Here is a 16629-nt window from a genome sequence, read left to right on the forward strand (position 1 = left end):
ATGAACGGCGTGATGGACACGCTGGCGCTCGACAGGCTCGCGGACGAGATCGTCGACCACCGCTTCAAGGGCCTGCCCCCGGACGCCACCGGCGTCAGCGTGGGAGAGCTGGCGGCACAGCGCCGTGACCTGTACACCGGCGGCTTCTCCACGCCGGTCCTCACCCTCTCCGCCGAGGCGGTCGAGCACAACCTGCGGTCCCTGGAGCGCTACGCCAACCGCCACGGCCTGGCCCTCGCCCCGCACGGCAAGACCACCATGGCGCCGCAGCTCTTCCACCGACAGCTGGAGCACGGCGCCTGGGGCATCACCCTCGCCGTGCCGCACCAGGTCAGAGTGGCCCGCGCCTTCGGCGTGGGGCGCGTCTTCCTCGCCAACGAGGTCGTCGACCGCGCCGCGCTCGCCTGGATCGCCGCCCAGCAGGACGCGGACCCGGGCTTCCGCTGCGTGTGCTACGCGGACTCGGTGCGCGGAGTGGCGCTGATGGACGCCGCGCTGCGGGCCGCCGGAGCGGTCCGGCCGCTGGAGGTCGTGGTGGAGCTCGGCGTGCCCGGTGGGCGCAGCGGGGTGCGGGGGCCGGCCGAGGCGGCGGCCGTCGCCGACGCCGTGGCCTGCGTGGACACCCTCCACCTCGTCGGCGTCGCCGGCTACGAGGGGGAGGTGCCGGAGGCCGGCCCCGACACGGTGCGGCACTGGCTCGGGCAGCTGACGGCGCTCGCCGTCGCCTTCGACCGGGCGGGCCGGTTCGCCACGGTGGAGGAGATCATCGTCAGCGCGGGCGGCAGCGCGTGGTTCGACCTGGTGGCGGAGGCGTTCGACGCCCTGCCCGACCTCTCCCGCCCGGTGTGCAAGCTCATCCGTTCGGGGGCGTACGTCAGCCACGACGACGGCAGGTACCGCGACGCCACCCCGTTCAACCGCGTCCCGAAGGAGGGCTCGCTGCTGCCCGCCTTCCGGCTGTGGACCCAGGTCGTCTCGCGGCCGGAGCCGGGGCTCGCCCTGCTCAACGCCGGCAAGCGCGACGTGGCCTACGACCTCGGGCTGCCCGAGGCGCAGGCGGTCCGTCAGCCGGACGGGCGGGTGCGCGGGGCGCGAGGGCTCGAGGTGGTCCGGCTGGCGGACCAGCACGCCTTCCTCGTCGGGCCGGCGGAGGGGCCGGCGATGCCGCAGGTCGGGGACTGGGTGGCGCTGGGCATGTCCCACCCGTGCACGATCTTCGAGAAGTGGCCGCTGATCCCGCTCGTCGCGGGGGACGGCACCGTGATCGACTACGTCCGCACGTTCTTCTGACGCCGACCCCTCGCCGAGACGGCCCCGGGCGGGGAACCGGGGACGCCGCGTGACCGACGCCGTGGGGCCGACGCCCCGTCAGCGGGGCGGCGGCGCGGGAAGGCGCCTTCCGCGCCTCGCCCACCCGCGTCGGTGTCCCGGGTGGGGTCTATGTCGATAAGCTGCCCAACTGGCAGACTCGCCTAGCGACTCAGAGAGCCAGCGCGATCACCGTCGCGACCACGCGCGGCGGCACGCGACCACAGCCGAGCCCAAGGGGGGAGTGGCATGCCGATCGCGATCGCGGTGACCAGCGCCGACCTGGTGCTGCCGCCGACCGACCAGCACACCCCGGGCGCGCACGTGTTCACCCCGCCCGACCAGCAGGACTTCGCCGCCGCCCTGGCGGAGGTCGGCGCCCTGCTCGACCAGCACGGCCACGTCGTGGCGATATACCCCGCGACCACCCCCCGCCCCCAGGTGCAGCGGCTCCACGCCGTGCGCGCCATGCTGGAGTCCGACCGGATAGCGCTGCTGCCCAGCGCCCTGCCGCCGTTGGGCACCGCCGTGCTCGTGCGGCAGCTGCGGCAGCTGAGCGTCTGCGGCTTCAGCCCCGGCGTGCTGGGCGCCGCCGCCCGGCTGCTGGCCCACTACATCTACGCGGGCGCGTTGCTGGCCTCCGGCTCCCGCCTCGACCGGCTCCCCGTGGCGCTGCCGCTGCCCGCGAACGGGCCGGGCGGCGGCCGCCTCCCGGCCGGGCCGTGCGCCGTGCTCGCCGGCCCCACGCCGCAGCTCGTCCAGGCCGACGGGGACGGGGTGCTGGCCGGGCCGCAGTTCTCCACCGCCCTCACCTACGCGACCGGCAGCCTGGGCAGCGAGTGGGTCGCGGGGCGGCTGGCCCGCCAGTGGCAGGTGCAGGCGGTCCACCCGGTGCCGATGCCGGCCTCCTCGGCGGCGTGGTGGGCCACGAACAAGATCGTGGAGTTCGCCGCCGCCATTCCGGACGTGTCGTTGCTGTACCAGATGGTCAGTTCCGTGCGGCAGGAGGCGTGTCACTGGTGCGGGCTGACGCTGATCGGCGACCGGTGCGCGTTCTGCTCCGCGCCGGTGGCGACGGCGGTGCGGACGGAGCGTCGCCGCACCCGGGCCATAGGGGTGGGCGCGACGGCGGGCCGGCGGGCCCTGGCGCCCGGTGGCAGCGGGCGGGCGGCGGGCGGATGAGGCGACAGACCGGGAGCGCCGTGGACACCGGGAGCGCCGAAGCCGCCGCGAGAAGCTCCGGGAGGCGTCGGGACGTCTCGGAGGAGTTCGAGCGGTCCGAGAAGTTCGAGAAAAGTCCGAGAAACCCGAGAAACCCGAGAAACCCGAGAATCCAGAGAAGTTCGAGAAGGTAGAAGCGCCACATGAACGCTCGTCAGCGACGCGGCCTGGTGCTGCTGGTCGTCTCGGTCCTGCTCGCTCTCGCCGCCTTCGTCGGCGTGCTCGCCGTGATCAACGACGTCGAGTCCAAGGTGGGCCCCGAGGCCACGGCGTACGAGCTGAGCGAGGACGTCGATCCCTACGAGGAGCTGACGGCGGACATGGTGCGCGAGGTCACCATGCCCGAGCGGTACATAACGGACTCGGCCGTGACCGACCTCGACCAGATCGAGGGCCAGGTCGCGGTGGGGCCGCTGCGTGAGGGCTCCCTCCTCCAGACCGACATGATCACCGAGCGGCCCGAACTCGACACCGGCCAGCAGGAGATCGCCGTCATGATCGACGCCTCCACCGGCGTGGCCGGCAAGATCTACCCGGGGGCCCACATCAACATGTACGCCGCCTTCGAGGTGGAGGGCGGCGCGAGTGGCGGGGACACCGACGACACCTTCGAGATGGTCCAGCTGATGGTGAACAACGCCGAGGTGATCGAGGTCGGCGACCTCACCGAGGTGGAGGACGAGGAGACCACCACGGAGGCGGTGCCCATCACCTTCGCGCTGGACAACGCCGACGCCCAACGCGTCACCTTCGCCGAGGCGTTCGCCGTGGAGGTGCGGCTGGCCCTGGTCGCCCCGGGCGACGAGCAGGAGATCCCCGACGAGGAGCGCACCTACACCATCATCGGCGACACCCTCGGCGACCCGCACCTGGACCCGAGCGCGATCCTCCCGGGGGGCACCGAATGAACCGGTCGCAACTGGGCAGCCCGGGTAGGGATACCCCAGGCACGGTCAGACCCGGCCGTCCCGGCACGAGCAGCACATGAGCAGCAGGTGGATGAAGAGATGACGACGCGCATTCTCCCGGCGGTGGGCGACTCCGACGCCGCACGCTCGCTGGTCACGCTGCTCAGCCAGCTCCCCGACAGCGAGCCGATGCGTTCCGTCCCCGACTCCTCCACGCTCCTGGACACGCTCGCCGCCCTCAGCCACGACACCGTCGCGGGCCTGCCCGAGGTCGTCGTGGTCCACGAGGGCATCGGCCCGCTGCCCGCGCTGGAGCTGATCCGGGAGGTCGCGCTGCGCTTTCCCGCCGTGGGCGTCGTGCTGGTGTCGGCCGACCCGACGGCCGGGCTGTACTCGGCGGCGATGGACGCCGGAGCCCGGGGGCTGGCCGGTCTGCCGTTGGCCTACGAGGAGTTGGCGGCGCGGGTCGCGGCCGCCGCCCAGTGGGCCGCGGGGATGCGCCGGCACCTCGGCGCGGAGGAGCACGTCGCCAGCGGACCCGGCGGGCGGATCGTCACCGTCTCCGGCGCCAAGGGCGGGGTGGGCGCCACCCTCGTCGCGAGCCAGCTGGCGCTGGCCGCCCAGAGTGCCGGGCCCACGCGGGAGCGTGGCGCGGTCCTCGTCGACCTCGACCTGCTCTGCGGCGACGTCGGCTCGTACTTCGACGTGCAGTTCCGGAGGTCGGTCGCCGAGCTGGCGGGCATCGCGGACATCTCGCCGCAGGTGCTGGCCGAGGCGGTCTTCACGCACGACACGGGCCTGTCGATGCTCCTCGCGCCCGCCGAGGGCGAGCGGGGCGAGGACGTCACCGACGCCACCGCGCGGCAGCTGCTGACGGTGGTCAGGTCCCGGTACGACGTGGTCGTCGTCGACTGCGGCTCCCACATGAACAGCGCGAACGCGGCCGCGGTGGAGATGGCGGACGTCGCGCTGCTGGTGACCACCCCCGACGTCATCTCGGTGCGGGCGGTCAACCGCATGGTGCGGATGTGGGACCGGCTGCGGATCCGCAAGGCGCAGGACACCCTCACCGTCGTCAACCGGCTCGGGCGCGCCAGCCACATCCAGCCGCACCTCATCTCGCGGATCACCGGCACGCAGGTGGCGCGGAGCGTGGTCCCGGCGAACTTCCGCGAGTTGCAGGAGGCGATGGACGCCGGCCGCATCCAGGACCTCGATCCGAAGGGAACGGTGCGGCGCGCGCTGTGGTCGCTCGCCGCCGAGCTCGGACTCGCGGCGCCGGAGACCGTCGCGGCGGGCGGGAAACGGCGGGGGCGGCGGGCATGACCACGGCCGAGGCGTCGTCGTGTGCGCGGACGTCCGGGGGCGCTCGGGTGTCGTGCGCGCGAACGTCGGGAGACGGGGCGGCGTCGGCGGGCCGGACGGCGGTGTCGGGTGACGGGAGACGCCGGGCCCTCGGCGCGCGGTGGCGAGGGCCGCGGCGCGACCGAGGGGCGGTCATGGTGGAGTTCGCCGGCCTCTTCCCGTTGATCCTCGTCGTCTTCGCCGCGATCTGGCAGTGCATCGTCATCGGATACGGCTTCTACCTCGCCGGCAGCGCCGCCGACCGGGGAGCGCGCGCCGCCGCCGGGGCCTCGGCCGGTGCGGCGGAGGCGGCCTGCGAGACGGCGGCCCTGGAGTTCGTGCCCGGCGGCTGGGACGCGTCGGTCTCCTGCCCGCTGGACGGGGACCTCCGCAGGGCCACCGTCGAGCTGAGTGTCCCCGTCCTCTTCCCCGGCGCCTTCAACCTCCCGGTCACCATTCCCGGCACGGCCGCCACCACCGAGGAGGGGCCGTGACGACGCGGGGGGTGCGACTCGCGCGGCGGGCCGGATGGCGGGCCGGGGATCGGGCCGGATGGCGGGCCGGGGTGCGGGCTGCCAGGGGCGGTGACCGTGGCGTCGCCGCGGTCGAGTTCGCCGGATGGATCCCGCTGCTGCTGATCGTCGCGCTCGCGGCGTTGCAGCTGGGCGCCGTCGGGTACGCCGCGCTCCAGGCCGGGTCGGGTGCGCGGGCGGCGGCCCGCACCGCGGCGCAGGAGGAGATCGCCGACCAGGCCGAGGCACACGGCCGGGCGGCCGTCAGCGAGGGGCTCGCCGTCGAGTTCGACATCGACGGCTGCGGCGAGGAGGCCACGGCGACCGCCCACGTCTCCATCCCCTCCGTCCTGCCGTTCCTCCCCGAGCTCGGCGACGCCAGCCGCACCGTGACCATGCCCTGCGACTGACGGGACGAACGAGGCGTCGGCGCGGCGTCGGCGCGGTGGCGGCGAGGTGGCGGTGAGGCAGCCGCGAGGAAGGAACCCGTGACGAGCGGGCGAGGCAACGTAACGGAGAGTTAGTGTGGTCAGGGTGAGTGAGGGCACGTCGCAGCGCAGGCGTCACGTCACGAAGGAAGGCAGGCAGGGATGAGTCTCAGGGCCCGGGTCCACGCGCCCGACGAGCCCGCCGGCGTCGGCACCGGCGACAGCCGCCTCGTCGCGACGTACCGCGCCAAGCTGTTGGAGGAGATCGACCTCGCCGAGATGTCCTCCCTCGGACCGTCCGAGCGCCGGGACCGGCTGGAGCGCGTCCTCGGACACATCCTCAGCCGCGAGGGCCCGGTCCTGTCCACCCAGGCCCGCGCCCTGCTCATCCGCCGCGTCGTGGACGAGGCCCTCGGCCTCGGCATTCTCGAACCGCTGCTGGAGGACGCCTCCATCACCGAGATCATGGTCAACGGCCCCGAGCAGATCTACGTCGAGCGCTCGGGGCGCGTCGAGCGCCTGCCGCTGCGGTTCGCCTCGGAGGACCAGCTGCTCCAGACGATCGAGCGCATCGTCTCCGCCGTGAACCGCCGCGTCGACGAGTCGAATCCCATGGTCGACGCCCGTCTGCCCACCGGCGAGCGGGTCAACGTCATCATCCCCCCGCTCTCCCTCTCCGGGGCCACGCTCACCATCCGCCGCTTCCCCCGGGCGTACACCCTCGCCGAGCTCGTCGAGTTCGCCACCCTCGACGAGCAGATCGTCACGCTGCTGTCCGGCCTGGTCCGCGCCAAGTTCAACGTCATCGTCTCCGGCGGCACGGGCGCCGGGAAGACCACCCTGCTCAACGCGCTCTCCGGCCTCATCCCCGAGGGCGAGCGCATCGTCACCGTCGAGGACGCCGCCGAGCTCCAGCTCCAGCAGGACCACGTCATCCGGCTGGAGTCCCGGCCCCCCAGCATCGAGGGCAAGGGCGAGGTCACCATCCGCGACCTCGTTCGGAACTCGCTGCGCATGCGCCCGGACCGCATCATCGTCGGCGAGGTGCGCGGCGGCGAGACCCTCGACATGCTCCAGGCCATGTCCACCGGCCACGACGGCTCCCTCGCCACCGTCCACGCCAACACGGCGGAAGACGCCCTGCTCCGCCTCCAGACCCTCGCCTCCATGTCGGAGCTCCAGGTCCCGTTCGAGGCGCTCCGCGACCAGATCAACAGCGCCGTCGACGTCCTCGTCCAGCTCGTCCGCCACCCCGACGGCTCCCGCCGCCTCTCCGAGGTCGCGATCCTCTCCTCGCGCGGCCGGGAGCCGTTCCGCATCGCCACGGTCGCCGCGTTCCAGGCGGAGCCCATGACCACCCGAGGCACGGTCCACGGCCGCTTCCGGCACTTCCCCCTGCCGCGGGCCGTCGCCGACCGGCTGTACCTGGCGGGCGAGCAGATTCCGCCGGCCTTCGGCGTGCACCTCGACGACACCCACCTCAGCACGCGGGAGGCGAGCTGACCTATGGACGACATCGAGATCAACGACGGCCTCGTCCAGCTCACCCTCGGCCTCGCCGTCCTCGCGCTCCTCGTCGCCGTCGCCGGTGTCCAGCTGTACTCCTCCGGCCGCGCCGAGCGGCGCGCCCTGCTCCAGCGGCTCGCCGGACCCGCGCCGGGCGCCGGAGAGCCGGTGCGGCGGGCGGCCCTCGGCTCCGGTGCCGCCGCCGGCGCGCAGACCACACGCGCCCGTCGCTTCGTCGCCCTCGACCGGAAGCTGCGCGAGACGACGTTCGGCCACCGCCTGCGGCTGCGGCTCGCGGCCACGGGGCTGGACCTCACCGTCGGCGAGTACGTGGCGTACGTGGTCGGCGCCGCCGCCGCGCTGTGGCTGATCGCCTCCGCCGTGCTCGCCCCGTTCTTCGGCCCGCTCTGCGCGCTGATCGCCGTCTGGTGCGGCAGCGCCTTCCTCAACTGGCAGCGCGCCCGCCGCACCGAGCGCTTCATCAGCCAGCTGCCCGAGCTGGCCCGCCTCATCGCCAACGGCACCGCCGCCGGCCTGGCGCTGCGGACCGCGCTGTCCATGGCGGCCGAGGAGATGGACGACCCGGCCGGCGCCGAGCTCGCCACCGTGTCCAACCAGCTCGCCGTCGGCCGCTCGCTGGACGAGGCACTCGACGAGCTCGGTCAGCGGCTCCCCTCCCGCGAACTGAACGTGCTGGTCACCACGTTGATCCTGGCCAACAGGGCGGGCGGCACCATCGTCTCCTCGCTGCGGAACCTCACCGAGACGCTGGAGCAGCGCAAGGAGACCCGGCGCGAGGTGCGCACCATGCTCGCCGAGATCAACGCCACGGCCGTCACCGTGCCGCTGCTCGGCGTGGGCGCGCTGCTGCTGATCAACGCGGCGCAGCCCGGCTCGCTGGGCCGCGTCACCGACAGCCCCGGCGGACAGATCGCGATGCTCGTCGCGCTCGCGCTGTATGTCGTGGGCTTCGTCATCGTCCGCCGCTTCGGCCGTATCGACGTCTGACAGGAGGTGCGTCGCACGTGACCGGTCTGCTCCTCGCCCTCGCCATGGGCCTCGCCGTCATCGGCGTCATCGTCGGCGTCCGCACGATGCGTGCCGGCACCCCGCTCCCGCCCGACCTCGCGCTGGCACTCGAACACGGCGCCACCCGGACCACGGCGGCCGGCTCCACCGTCGACCGCCTCGGGATGCGCTTCGCGCCGCTGGTGCTGCGGCTGATGGGGCAGAAGGCGGTGGACCGCAAGCGCCGCCGCATCGACCAGGCGGGGAACCCCCAGGGCCTGACCATCGACCGGTACGCCGCCCGCCGCTTCGTCTACGGGGTCTTCGGCCTGGTCACCACGGCGGTCTTCGTCGCCGCCGGGGTGCCGCTCCTCGCGCTCGTGTCCATCGCCTTCGGCGTGCTCGCCGCCGACCTGACCATCTGGCAGGGCATCCGCGAGCGCCGCGACGTCATCGACCGCACGCTGCCGGACTTCCTCGACGTGATGGCGGTCGTGGTCTCCGCCGGCCTCAGCTTCCGGCAGGCGCTGGAGCGCGTCTCCGCGCGGTACGAGGGCCCGTGGGCCGACGAGATCCGCATCACCCTGCGGCAGATGGACATGGGGGTACCGCGCCGCCAGGCGTTCGACGACCTCCGCCGGCGCAACGACTCCGAGCCGGTCAACCAGTTCGTGGCCGCGCTGCAACAGGGTGAGGAGCTCGGCGCCCCCATCGCCGACACGCTCATGCAGATCGCCCGCGACATGCGCCGCACCGACGCGCAGAACGCCCGCCGCCGCGCGGCCCGCGCGATACCCAAGGCCACGCTGGCGACGCTCGTCTTCATGGTGCCCGCCACGATGATCGTCATCGTCACCGGCATGCTCCTGGGCTCCGGCACCGACCTCACCAGCATCCTCGACGACTCCCGCTGACCCGCCATGACACCCATGACACCCTGGACTGTCGTGACCCCCGCGACCCCCGTGACTCCCTCGACTCCCTCGGCCCCCGCCCCCGTGACGACCGACCTCGTCGCCCGGCTCCGCACCGCCGGCTGCGTGTTCGCGGAGGAGGAGGCCGACCTCATCACGGCCACCGCGAGGACACCCGAGGAGCGCGCGTCGATGGTCCACCGCCGCGTGGCCGGGCACCCCCTCGAACACGTCCTCGGGTGGGCCGCCTTCTGCGGCCTGCGGATCCACGTCACCCCCGGCGTGTTCGTCCCGCGCCGCCGCACGGAGTTCCTCGTCGAACGGGCGGCCGCACTCGCCCCGCCCGGAGCCGTCGTCGTCGACCTCTGCTGCGGCACCGGCGCGCTTGGAGCCGCCCTGGCCCACCGCGCCGACGTCGCCGCACTCCACGCCACCGACCTCTCCCCGGCCGCGGTCGCCTGTGCCCGCAAAAACCTTTCCTCGCTCGGCCCGCGCGCCCACACCCACCAGGGCGACCTCTTCGGCCCCCTCCCCGCCGCGCTGCGGGGCCGCGTCGACGTCCTCCTCGCCAACGTCCCCTACGTCCCCACCGCCGAGATCCCGCTCCTCCCTCCCGAGGCCCGCCTCCACGAACCCCCCACCGCCCTCGACGGCGGCCCCGACGGCCTCAGCCTGCTGCGCCGCGTCGTCGCCGAGGCGCTATCCTGGCTCGCTCCCGGCGGCGCCCTCCTCTCCGAGATCAGCGAACCCCAGGCCCCGGCCGCGACCCACGCCCTCGCCACCGCCGGCCTCACTCCCCACCTCGCCCAGTCCCCCGACCACGACGCGACGGTGCTGATCGGCGGAAAGCCCCCGCGCCACCAGCGCCAGGGGAACCAGGACCGATGACCGATGTGGCGACCCGACCCCGCCGTCTAGGCTCAGGGCCGGCCTGACCAGCCCACGTCGGCGTCTCCCGTCGTCCGCGTGGTCGTCGCGAAGGAGACACCCGTGCCGTTCACCGGCCACAGCCACATCCGCATCGCGCGCCCCTCGCTCGACCTGGCCGTGGCGGAACGGTTCTGGGTCCGGGGCCTCGGCCTGAGCGTGCTCTTCCGCGCGGCGGGCGGTGACGCGCCCGGCGAGCACGAGCTGCTCATGCTGGGCCATCCCGACGCCTCCTGGCACCTCGAACTCGTCCACGGTGGCCCCGACCTCCCCCGGCCCCGGCCCACCGAGGAGGACCTGCTCGTCGTCTACCTCGACGAACCCGTCCCCGAGGAGCTCGTGACCCGCCTGGAGGAACACGGCGGCCGGCGTGTCCCCTCCCCCAACCCCTACTGGAACCGCTGGGGCGTCACCGTCGAGGATCCCGACGGGTACCGGCTCGTCCTCTGCGCCCGCGCCTGGTCCTCCGCCTCCTGACCCGGCGCCCGGGTTCCCCTTCCCGTAACGGCCCGTTTGGTGTTGCCGGCAAAGCTATCGATGCTGACACGATCCCCGGACGGCACTGCCCAAGTCGCCCCCGGCTGTGGCACAGTCAGTGTCGATAGGTGTACGGATTGGCCCGCTGGAGGGGGTCGGGCATGGTGCATCCCCATACCAAACGGGTGCAGCCCGAGCGTCGTTGCTCGCCCCACCCCACTCTCCACCGCTTCGCGAGTCAGTACCGTGAGCGCGACGAGGGTAGGGGTACGGACACACCGGCTGATGTGCGGTCAGCCGGGGGAGAGGGACGCCATGAACAGACTGGTGCGGACGTGGACGCGCGCCATCAGCGAGCGCGCGCGTGGACGTTACGACGACCGCGGCGCGGGCTTCGTGGAGTACGCCGGGCTGTTGGTGCTGATCGCCACGATCGTGGTCGCGGTGATAGGCCTCGACCTCCACACCGCGGTGAGCGACGCGATCCGGGACGCCGTCGGGGACATCCTGGGAGACGACTGACCGATCCCAGCAGGGGCGCGATCTTCCCTCTCTACGTGTGGATGGTGACCGGACTGCTGGGAGTCGCCTTCCTCTTCTTCGTCTTCGCCCAGGCCGCCGTCGTGGCCAGCGACGCCCAGTCGGCCGCCGACGCGGCGGCGATCGCCGCGGCCCAGGAGGCCAGCGAGGAACTCCGTGACGGCTTCGTCGACGCGATCGGCGACGGGGGCGGGGACGAGGACAGCGACGAGAACGGCGACGAGGACGAGGACGGCGACCCCGACGACAGCCTCGGAGGAACCGATCTCCAGGTCGGTGACGCCTGCGAGGAGGCCGAGCGGCTCGCCGCGCTGAACGACGCGGACGTCGTGGACTGCGGTCTCAACCCGGAGCGCACCGGGTTCACCGTGATCGTCAGGACGCAGAACACCGTCGGCGACTCCCTGATCCCCGGCACCGAGGACGAGACGGCGCAGGCCCGCGCCACGGCCCTCATCCACGGCCTGTGCGAGATGGCCTCCGAGGAGGAGGACCAGATCGAGCTGGAGTGCGGCGAGGACAGCGACGACGACATCTCCTTCGACCCCGGCGACGAGGACGACCTGCCGGACGCCCGCGACCTGTTCCGTGTCTACCTGGACGACTGACCGACCCCCGACGAGCTAAAGCGCAAAGGATGCCGACCCGATGGACCTCCGTGAGAGCAAGTCGCGCCTGATTCTGATCGTTGCCGCCCTGGGCCTCGGTCTGGTGATCGCCGTGGCCAGTTGCAGCAGTGGCGGTGGTGACAGCGATGACGGAGCAGGTGGCGAGACGTCCCAGGAGACGGAGACCGAGGGTTCCGGCGGAGAGGAGGACCCGGCCGGGGGCGAGCAGCCCGACCCGGACGAGGGCGCCGAGCCCGAGGTGCTGGCCGAGGTGACCGGTGAACAGGACATCACCCTCGCCATCACGCGGGCCGAGCGGCAGACCGGCGGCTTCCTGACCATCGAGGGCACCGTGCACAACGGTGGTGGTGACGGATGGGGCACGAACACCTGGGCGGGTGAGGAGCACGAGCTCGCCGAGAACGGCTTCTCCATGGCCGGCGCGACGCTCATCGCGCGCGAGGAGAACAAGAGGTACCTGATCCTCCGCGACACCGAGGGCCGCTGCCTGTGCACGGGCTTCGGGCTCGACATCGACGCGGGGGAGACCGTGACCTGGTTCGCCCAGTTCCCCGAGCCCGAGCCCACCACCAACGAGGTGGACTTCCAGATCGGCGCGATGCCGCCCGCCACCATCGAGATTCAGTGAGGACGGTCCCGATGACGAACCGAGCACGCCGCTCCCGCCGCGTCGCGGCGATCGCCGGGACCAGTGGGGCCGCCGCCATGGCCGCGGTCCTCGGCCTGGGGACGCCGGCCCTCGCGCAGGACGGCGACCAGCCACCGGGCTACGTCGAGCCGGAGCCTCCCGATATCGACCCCAACGCCTCGGGTCTCATGCTGAGTGAGGGCGCCACCCTCGCCGAGCCGCGCGTCGTGGACATCACCTCCGTCGTCGAGCAGCTCGGTGGGGCCGGAGGCGCCGGCGGTGGCGGCACCGGTGGCAGCGGAGACACCGGGGACCCCGACGACGGCCAGACACCCGACGGGGAGGCGGACACCGGCGGTGGCCAGCGTGAGGAGATCTCACCCAGCCAGCACAAGTTCACCCTCCAGACGGACGTGTTGTTCGCCGAGGGGAGCGGCGAGATCAGCGAGGAGTCGCAGGGCGCGCTCGCGGACGTGGCCGCAGCGATCGACGAGTACCACCCGACGGAGGTGAACGTCTTCGGGTTCACGGACGACCAGGGCTCATACGAGAGCGGCGAGGTGCTCTCCGAGGAGCGTGCGCAGAACACCTACCGTGTGCTGCTGGACCTGATCCAGAACCCCGAGGGCATCGTCTTCAACGTCCGTGGCTACAGCGAGGACTTCCCCCTCTACGACAACGACACGGAGGAAGGCCGCCAGAAGAACCGGCGCGTCGAGATCTCCTGGCCCACGACGGAGTAGAACGAACGGCCACCCGTTCCGGGGGCGGCGCACACGCGCCCCCACCGGCAGACGGACAGACGGACAGACGGACAGAACGGCAGACGGACGGACCGAGGAGTGGTGGCCGCGCAGACCGACGGCTCTCCGGGCTTCACCTACCGCGAGGTGGGCGCCACCCTGCCCACCGCCGACGTCGCGGCCGGGGCCGACGAGCTGCCGCCGCCCGGTTTCCACCTCGTGCGGGTCCGCACCCGCCTCGGTAGCGGTCCCGAGGTGCTGCGTCGCGCCGGTCGGGACGTCCTCGGCTGGCGGATGCACCGCGCCATGGGCGTGTCGATCGAGGCGGACGGGCCCGAGGCCGAGCCCGGCGTGGGCGTCGTGGTCGGCCTCGGCGTCGGATCGTTGCGGCTGCGTGCGCCGTGTCGCGTGGTCTGGGTGGTGCGCGAGGCGGACCGGGCGGGCTTCGCCTACGGCACCCTGCCGGGACATCCGGCGTGCGGCGAGGAGGCGTTCCTGGTGGAGCGGAACGCGGAGGACGACTCGGTCTGGCTGACGGTCACGGCGTTCAGCCGCGGCGCCGCCTGGTACGTGCGGGCCGGCGGACCGGTGACACGCCTGGCGCAGCGCGCCTACGCCCACCGCTGCGGCCAGGTGCTGCGACGACTGGGCAGCCGCCGACCCAAAAGCTGATCCAGGTGCTGGGCACACTCGGCACAAGGGCGGGGCAAGGGTGGGACAAGCGCGACGTCAGGGCCGCCCAGGCCGGGCGGGTGGCGGGCAGGAGTTGCGGGGACGAGCGGGAGGGGTGGGGAGAAGCGGTGCACGGAATCTGGGCGGATCCGGGTCAGGGGTGAGCAAGCCTGCCCCCACCCCTCCTGGCCTCGGGAACGCTCTCTTCCGGCCCGACGGCGTTCACGGGATGACGGCGGCTTCGCCATAGGGGGAGTCGGCGAGCAAAAGGGGCGAAAGGGCGTAGGGGGCGGCGCTCGGAGAGGGGTCACGGCCTTCGGAACCGTGCGGTAGGGTTGCCCCGTCGGTCGAGGCCGACACCCATGGAGCATCCATGCTGCCAGCGTCGTCACTCCCACCCCGGCGACGGCTGGCTGGGCGGACGACAGGAGCCAACCCCCCCGGCTCCGGTCCGACCCCTGTAGGGCCGGTCTGCCCTCCCCCCACTCGGCAGACCGGCCCGGGTCTTCTTCTGACTCCTCTCTCTTCTCTCTCTTCCGCTTCCTCCCACCTCCCGCCTCGGCTTTTCCTTCCGTCGTCCTTCACCCGTACGCTCGCTCCGTGCCGCTCCCGCTGCTCGTGACCGCCGCCACTCTCTACGGCGCCCTGGTCGGCCTGGTGCTGCTGGCCAGGCCCGCCCACCGGCTCGCCGTCGAGCCTGGCGAACCGTGGCGCGCCGACTGCCCGCGGGGACACGGCCTCGCCGGTCCGCTGGCCGGCTGGCTCGGGCCGGCGCGCTGTCCCGAGTGCGTACCGGGTGAGCGCCGCTTCGGCGGCCACCCGGCACGTTTCGCGGCACTGACCGCCGCGTGCTGCGCGGCGTTGGCCGCCGCCGTCGGGGCCCGACCCGAGCTGGTGGTCTGGCTGCTGGCCGCGCCGGCCGTGGTGCTGCTGGCGGCCGTGGACCGCGCGGTGCAGCGGCTGCCGGACGTGCTGACCCTGCCACTCGGCGCGCTCACCGTCGTGGGACTCGCCGCGGCGGCCCCGCTGTCTGCCGCGGCGGGGAACTGGCCGCGCGCGGTGCTGGGTGGGCTCGCGCTCGGCCTCGTCTACCTCGTGTTGTTCCTCATCAGTCCGAACGGGATGGGCTTCGGCGACGTGAAGCTCGCCGTGCCGGTCGGCGTGGCCCTCGGCTGGTACGGCTGGGACGTGCTGTTCTTCGGCACCTTCGTCGGTTTCCTGCTCGCGGCCGGCTACGGCGTGGTGTTGGTCGTGGCCGGCCGCGCCGGTCGACGGACCGCGGTGCCCTTCGGCCCGTTCATGGCGCTGGGGGCGCTGGCCGGGCTGATCCTCGGCGGCCTGACCGCCTGACCGCCTGACCGCCTGACCGCCTGACCGCGCCCGACCGCCGTCACGGCGCCGCGTCGCCCGGTCACCGCGTCACCCATCCACCTCCGGTGACGGGTGTGACGGATGTGGTCGCGCGAGAGGAAACACGCCGGCCGCCCCGGTCGCCCGGTGTCCCCTCCGGCGCGGCCATGCCCGGGTCGCGAATTCCGCCGCGAATCTCCTGCCGGATGCACGCAGCATCGGCCGACATGCGTTACGGTGGAAACCCCCCCTCGGGCCGGTCCGTCACCCCCCCCACGGACCGGCCCGCTTTCTGTTCGTGGGTGCTCGGCAGCGCACCGTACAGCGCACAGTAGAGTGCTGAGACCCGAGCGCCGGCGAGGGTCTCGGGGTCCGGGGCGTCAGGAGGGGCGACACACGATGAGCGCGAGGAGCGCGGGGAAAGCGACGACGAGCGTGATGCGGAACACGCTGCGCCGCCTGGCGGTCCGGCTGTACGCGCGGCGTGTGGAGGGCCGTCTCGACACCGCTCGGGTCCCCAAGCACATCGGAGTCGTCCTCGACGGGAACCGCCGGTGGGCGAAGGCCGCCAGCAGCTCGACGAAGCAGGGGTACGAGGCGGGCGCGGCGAAGATCCGCGAGCTGCTCGGCTGGTGCGCCGAGACCGACGTCGAGGTCGTCACCCTCTGGCTCCTGTCCACCGACAACCTCAACCGCGCGCCGGAGGAGCTGAACCCCCTCCTGTCGATCGTGGAGGACGCCGTGCGCGACCTCGCGGCCGACGGCCGGTGGCGGGTGAACCACGTGGGTGCCCTCGACGTGCTGCCCGAGCGGACGCGGGAGGTGCTGCGCCAGGCCGAGGAACGGGCCGGCAAGGCCCGCGACGCGGGCGGCGGCCGGGACGACCGGATACTCGTCAACGTCGCCATCGGCTACGGCGGCCGCCAGGAGATCACCGACGCGGTGCGCTCCCTGCTGGCGAAGCGGGCCGCCGAGGGACAGACGCTGGAGCAGGTCGCGGAGTCGCTGGGCGTCGAGGACATCTCCGAGCACCTGTACACGAGGGGACAGCCCGACCCGGACCTGGTGATCCGCACCAGCGGGGAGCAGCGGCTGTCGGGCTTCATGCTCTGGCAGAGCGCCCACTCGGAGTACTACTTCTGCGAGGCGTACTGGCCGGCCTTCCGGAAGGTGGACTTCCTGCGCGCGATGCGCGACTACGCCGCCAGGCAGCGGCGTTACGGCCTCTGAGCGCCGACGCCTCACCCGTTCGGCCGGCCGTTCACCCCTCCACTGGTCCCCCGCTCGCCGCCCGTTCGCCCACCACCCGCCCGCCGTCCGCCGCCCGCTCGCCCCGCCGTTCGCCGTCCGTTCGCGACCGGTCAGCGGTCCCCTCGCCGCCCGTCCCGGCCCGGGACGGACACCCGCTCGCCACCCGTTCGGCGGCCACCCGGCATCCGTTCGTCGCATGAGATGTGCAGACTGCGGGCATATTCACCGCGTGCCGCGCATCAGCGCGGCCTGCCGGGAGGCCC

Annotated in this window: 18 protein-coding genes; all 18 read left to right on the forward strand. The window is 73.2% G+C overall.

The features are described 5' to 3' along the window. Positions 1 to 12 precede the first annotated feature (12 nt). The 18 genes from ACTWP5_RS16730 (at position 13) to ACTWP5_RS16815 (ending at position 16345) form a co-directional block, all read left to right on the forward strand. Positions 13 to 1290 (forward strand): alanine racemase, encoded by a 1278-nt coding sequence (locus ACTWP5_RS16730; protein ID WP_443221819.1) that lies wholly within the window; start codon positions 13 to 15, stop codon positions 1288 to 1290. Between the two features lie 267 nt (positions 1291 to 1557). Beyond that, complete coding sequence (locus tag ACTWP5_RS16735; protein ID WP_443221762.1) at positions 1558 to 2490, forward strand: hypothetical protein; 933 nt, start codon at positions 1558 to 1560, stop codon at positions 2488 to 2490. 182 nt (positions 2491 to 2672) lie between these two features. Continuing rightward, the gene (gene cpaB, locus ACTWP5_RS16740) at positions 2673 to 3437 is read left to right on the forward strand and encodes a Flp pilus assembly protein CpaB (protein ID WP_443221763.1); all 765 of its coding nucleotides are present in this window, start codon (positions 2673 to 2675) and stop codon (positions 3435 to 3437) included. 99 nt (positions 3438 to 3536) lie between these two features. Continuing rightward, the gene (locus tag ACTWP5_RS16745; protein WP_443221764.1) at positions 3537 to 4763 is read left to right on the forward strand and encodes an AAA family ATPase; all 1227 of its coding nucleotides are present in this window, start codon (positions 3537 to 3539) and stop codon (positions 4761 to 4763) included. A 173-nt stretch (positions 4764 to 4936) separates the two neighbouring features. Next, positions 4937 to 5275 (forward strand): pilus assembly protein, encoded by a 339-nt coding sequence (locus tag ACTWP5_RS16750; protein WP_443221765.1) that lies wholly within the window; start codon positions 4937 to 4939, stop codon positions 5273 to 5275. Further along, on the forward strand, positions 5272 to 5703 hold the full coding sequence (locus tag ACTWP5_RS16755) for a TadE/TadG family type IV pilus assembly protein (protein ID WP_443221766.1): 432 nt from the start codon (positions 5272 to 5274) through the stop codon (positions 5701 to 5703). The genes ACTWP5_RS16750 and ACTWP5_RS16755 overlap by 4 nt, the downstream gene beginning before the upstream one ends. A 180-nt stretch (positions 5704 to 5883) precedes the next feature. After that, positions 5884 to 7224 (forward strand): CpaF family protein, encoded by a 1341-nt coding sequence (locus tag ACTWP5_RS16760; RefSeq protein WP_443221767.1) that lies wholly within the window; start codon positions 5884 to 5886, stop codon positions 7222 to 7224. 3 nt (positions 7225 to 7227) lie between these two features. Next, on the forward strand, positions 7228 to 8235 hold the full coding sequence (locus tag ACTWP5_RS16765; protein WP_443221768.1) for a type II secretion system F family protein: 1008 nt from the start codon (positions 7228 to 7230) through the stop codon (positions 8233 to 8235). 17 nt (positions 8236 to 8252) lie between these two features. Next, positions 8253 to 9149, forward strand: a complete 897-nt coding sequence (locus ACTWP5_RS16770; RefSeq protein WP_443221769.1) for a DUF5936 domain-containing protein — start codon at positions 8253 to 8255, stop codon at positions 9147 to 9149. Between the two features lie 15 nt (positions 9150 to 9164). Next, positions 9165 to 10037, forward strand: a complete 873-nt coding sequence (locus ACTWP5_RS16775) for a putative protein N(5)-glutamine methyltransferase (RefSeq protein ID WP_443221770.1) — start codon at positions 9165 to 9167, stop codon at positions 10035 to 10037. A gap of 102 nt (positions 10038 to 10139) precedes the next feature. After that, the gene (locus tag ACTWP5_RS16780) at positions 10140 to 10553 is read left to right on the forward strand and encodes a VOC family protein (protein ID WP_443221771.1); all 414 of its coding nucleotides are present in this window, start codon (positions 10140 to 10142) and stop codon (positions 10551 to 10553) included. A gap of 315 nt (positions 10554 to 10868) precedes the next feature. Beyond that, on the forward strand, positions 10869 to 11075 hold the full coding sequence (locus ACTWP5_RS16785) for a hypothetical protein (protein WP_443221772.1): 207 nt from the start codon (positions 10869 to 10871) through the stop codon (positions 11073 to 11075). 20 nt (positions 11076 to 11095) lie between these two features. Next, positions 11096 to 11701, forward strand: a complete 606-nt coding sequence (locus ACTWP5_RS16790) for a pilus assembly protein TadG-related protein (RefSeq protein WP_443221820.1) — start codon at positions 11096 to 11098, stop codon at positions 11699 to 11701. Positions 11702 to 11741: 40 nt separating this feature from the next. Then, the gene (locus ACTWP5_RS16795) at positions 11742 to 12350 is read left to right on the forward strand and encodes a hypothetical protein (protein ID WP_443221773.1); all 609 of its coding nucleotides are present in this window, start codon (positions 11742 to 11744) and stop codon (positions 12348 to 12350) included. An 11-nt stretch (positions 12351 to 12361) separates the two neighbouring features. Continuing rightward, positions 12362 to 13093, forward strand: a complete 732-nt coding sequence (locus ACTWP5_RS16800) for an OmpA family protein (protein WP_443221774.1) — start codon at positions 12362 to 12364, stop codon at positions 13091 to 13093. 102 nt (positions 13094 to 13195) lie between these two features. Then, positions 13196 to 13765, forward strand: coding sequence for a DUF1990 family protein (locus tag ACTWP5_RS16805; RefSeq protein ID WP_443221775.1), 570 nt, complete (start codon positions 13196 to 13198; stop codon positions 13763 to 13765). Positions 13766 to 14365: 600 nt separating this feature from the next. After that, positions 14366 to 15115 carry a prepilin peptidase gene (locus ACTWP5_RS16810; protein WP_443221776.1) on the forward strand — a complete coding sequence of 250 codons (750 nt, stop codon included), beginning with the start codon at positions 14366 to 14368 and terminating at the stop codon, positions 15113 to 15115. A gap of 399 nt (positions 15116 to 15514) precedes the next feature. Next, positions 15515 to 16345: an isoprenyl transferase gene (locus ACTWP5_RS16815; protein ID WP_443221777.1), complete on the forward strand. Its 831-nt coding sequence runs from the start codon at positions 15515 to 15517 to the stop codon at positions 16343 to 16345. Positions 16346 to 16629: the final 284 nt, after the last annotated feature.

The organism is Streptomyces sp. 4N509B, from assembly GCF_052245655.1.
In the GTDB taxonomy this organism is placed as follows: Bacteria; Actinomycetota; Actinomycetes; order Streptomycetales; family Streptomycetaceae; genus Streptomyces.

Excerpts from the sequence above, each read along its gene's own strand:
- ACTWP5_RS16730 (WP_443221819.1), top strand. The coding sequence starts at position 13 with ATGGACACGCTGGCGCTCGACAGGCTCGCGGACGAGATCGTCGACCAC.
- ACTWP5_RS16735 (WP_443221762.1), top strand. The coding sequence starts at position 1,558 with ATGCCGATCGCGATCGCGGTGACCAGCGCCGACCTGGTGCTGCCGCCG.
- cpaB (WP_443221763.1), top strand. The coding sequence starts at position 2,673 with ATGAACGCTCGTCAGCGACGCGGCCTGGTGCTGCTGGTCGTCTCGGTC.
- ACTWP5_RS16745 (WP_443221764.1), top strand. The coding sequence starts at position 3,537 with ATGACGACGCGCATTCTCCCGGCGGTGGGCGACTCCGACGCCGCACGC.
- ACTWP5_RS16750 (WP_443221765.1), top strand. The coding sequence starts at position 4,937 with ATGGTGGAGTTCGCCGGCCTCTTCCCGTTGATCCTCGTCGTCTTCGCC.
- ACTWP5_RS16760 (WP_443221767.1), top strand. The coding sequence starts at position 5,884 with ATGAGTCTCAGGGCCCGGGTCCACGCGCCCGACGAGCCCGCCGGCGTC.
- ACTWP5_RS16765 (WP_443221768.1), top strand. The coding sequence starts at position 7,228 with ATGGACGACATCGAGATCAACGACGGCCTCGTCCAGCTCACCCTCGGC.
- ACTWP5_RS16775 (WP_443221770.1), top strand. The coding sequence starts at position 9,165 with ATGACACCCTGGACTGTCGTGACCCCCGCGACCCCCGTGACTCCCTCG.
- ACTWP5_RS16785 (WP_443221772.1), top strand. The coding sequence starts at position 10,869 with ATGAACAGACTGGTGCGGACGTGGACGCGCGCCATCAGCGAGCGCGCG.
- ACTWP5_RS16795 (WP_443221773.1), top strand. The coding sequence starts at position 11,742 with ATGGACCTCCGTGAGAGCAAGTCGCGCCTGATTCTGATCGTTGCCGCC.
- ACTWP5_RS16800 (WP_443221774.1), top strand. The coding sequence starts at position 12,362 with ATGACGAACCGAGCACGCCGCTCCCGCCGCGTCGCGGCGATCGCCGGG.
- ACTWP5_RS16815 (WP_443221777.1), top strand. The coding sequence starts at position 15,515 with ATGAGCGCGAGGAGCGCGGGGAAAGCGACGACGAGCGTGATGCGGAAC.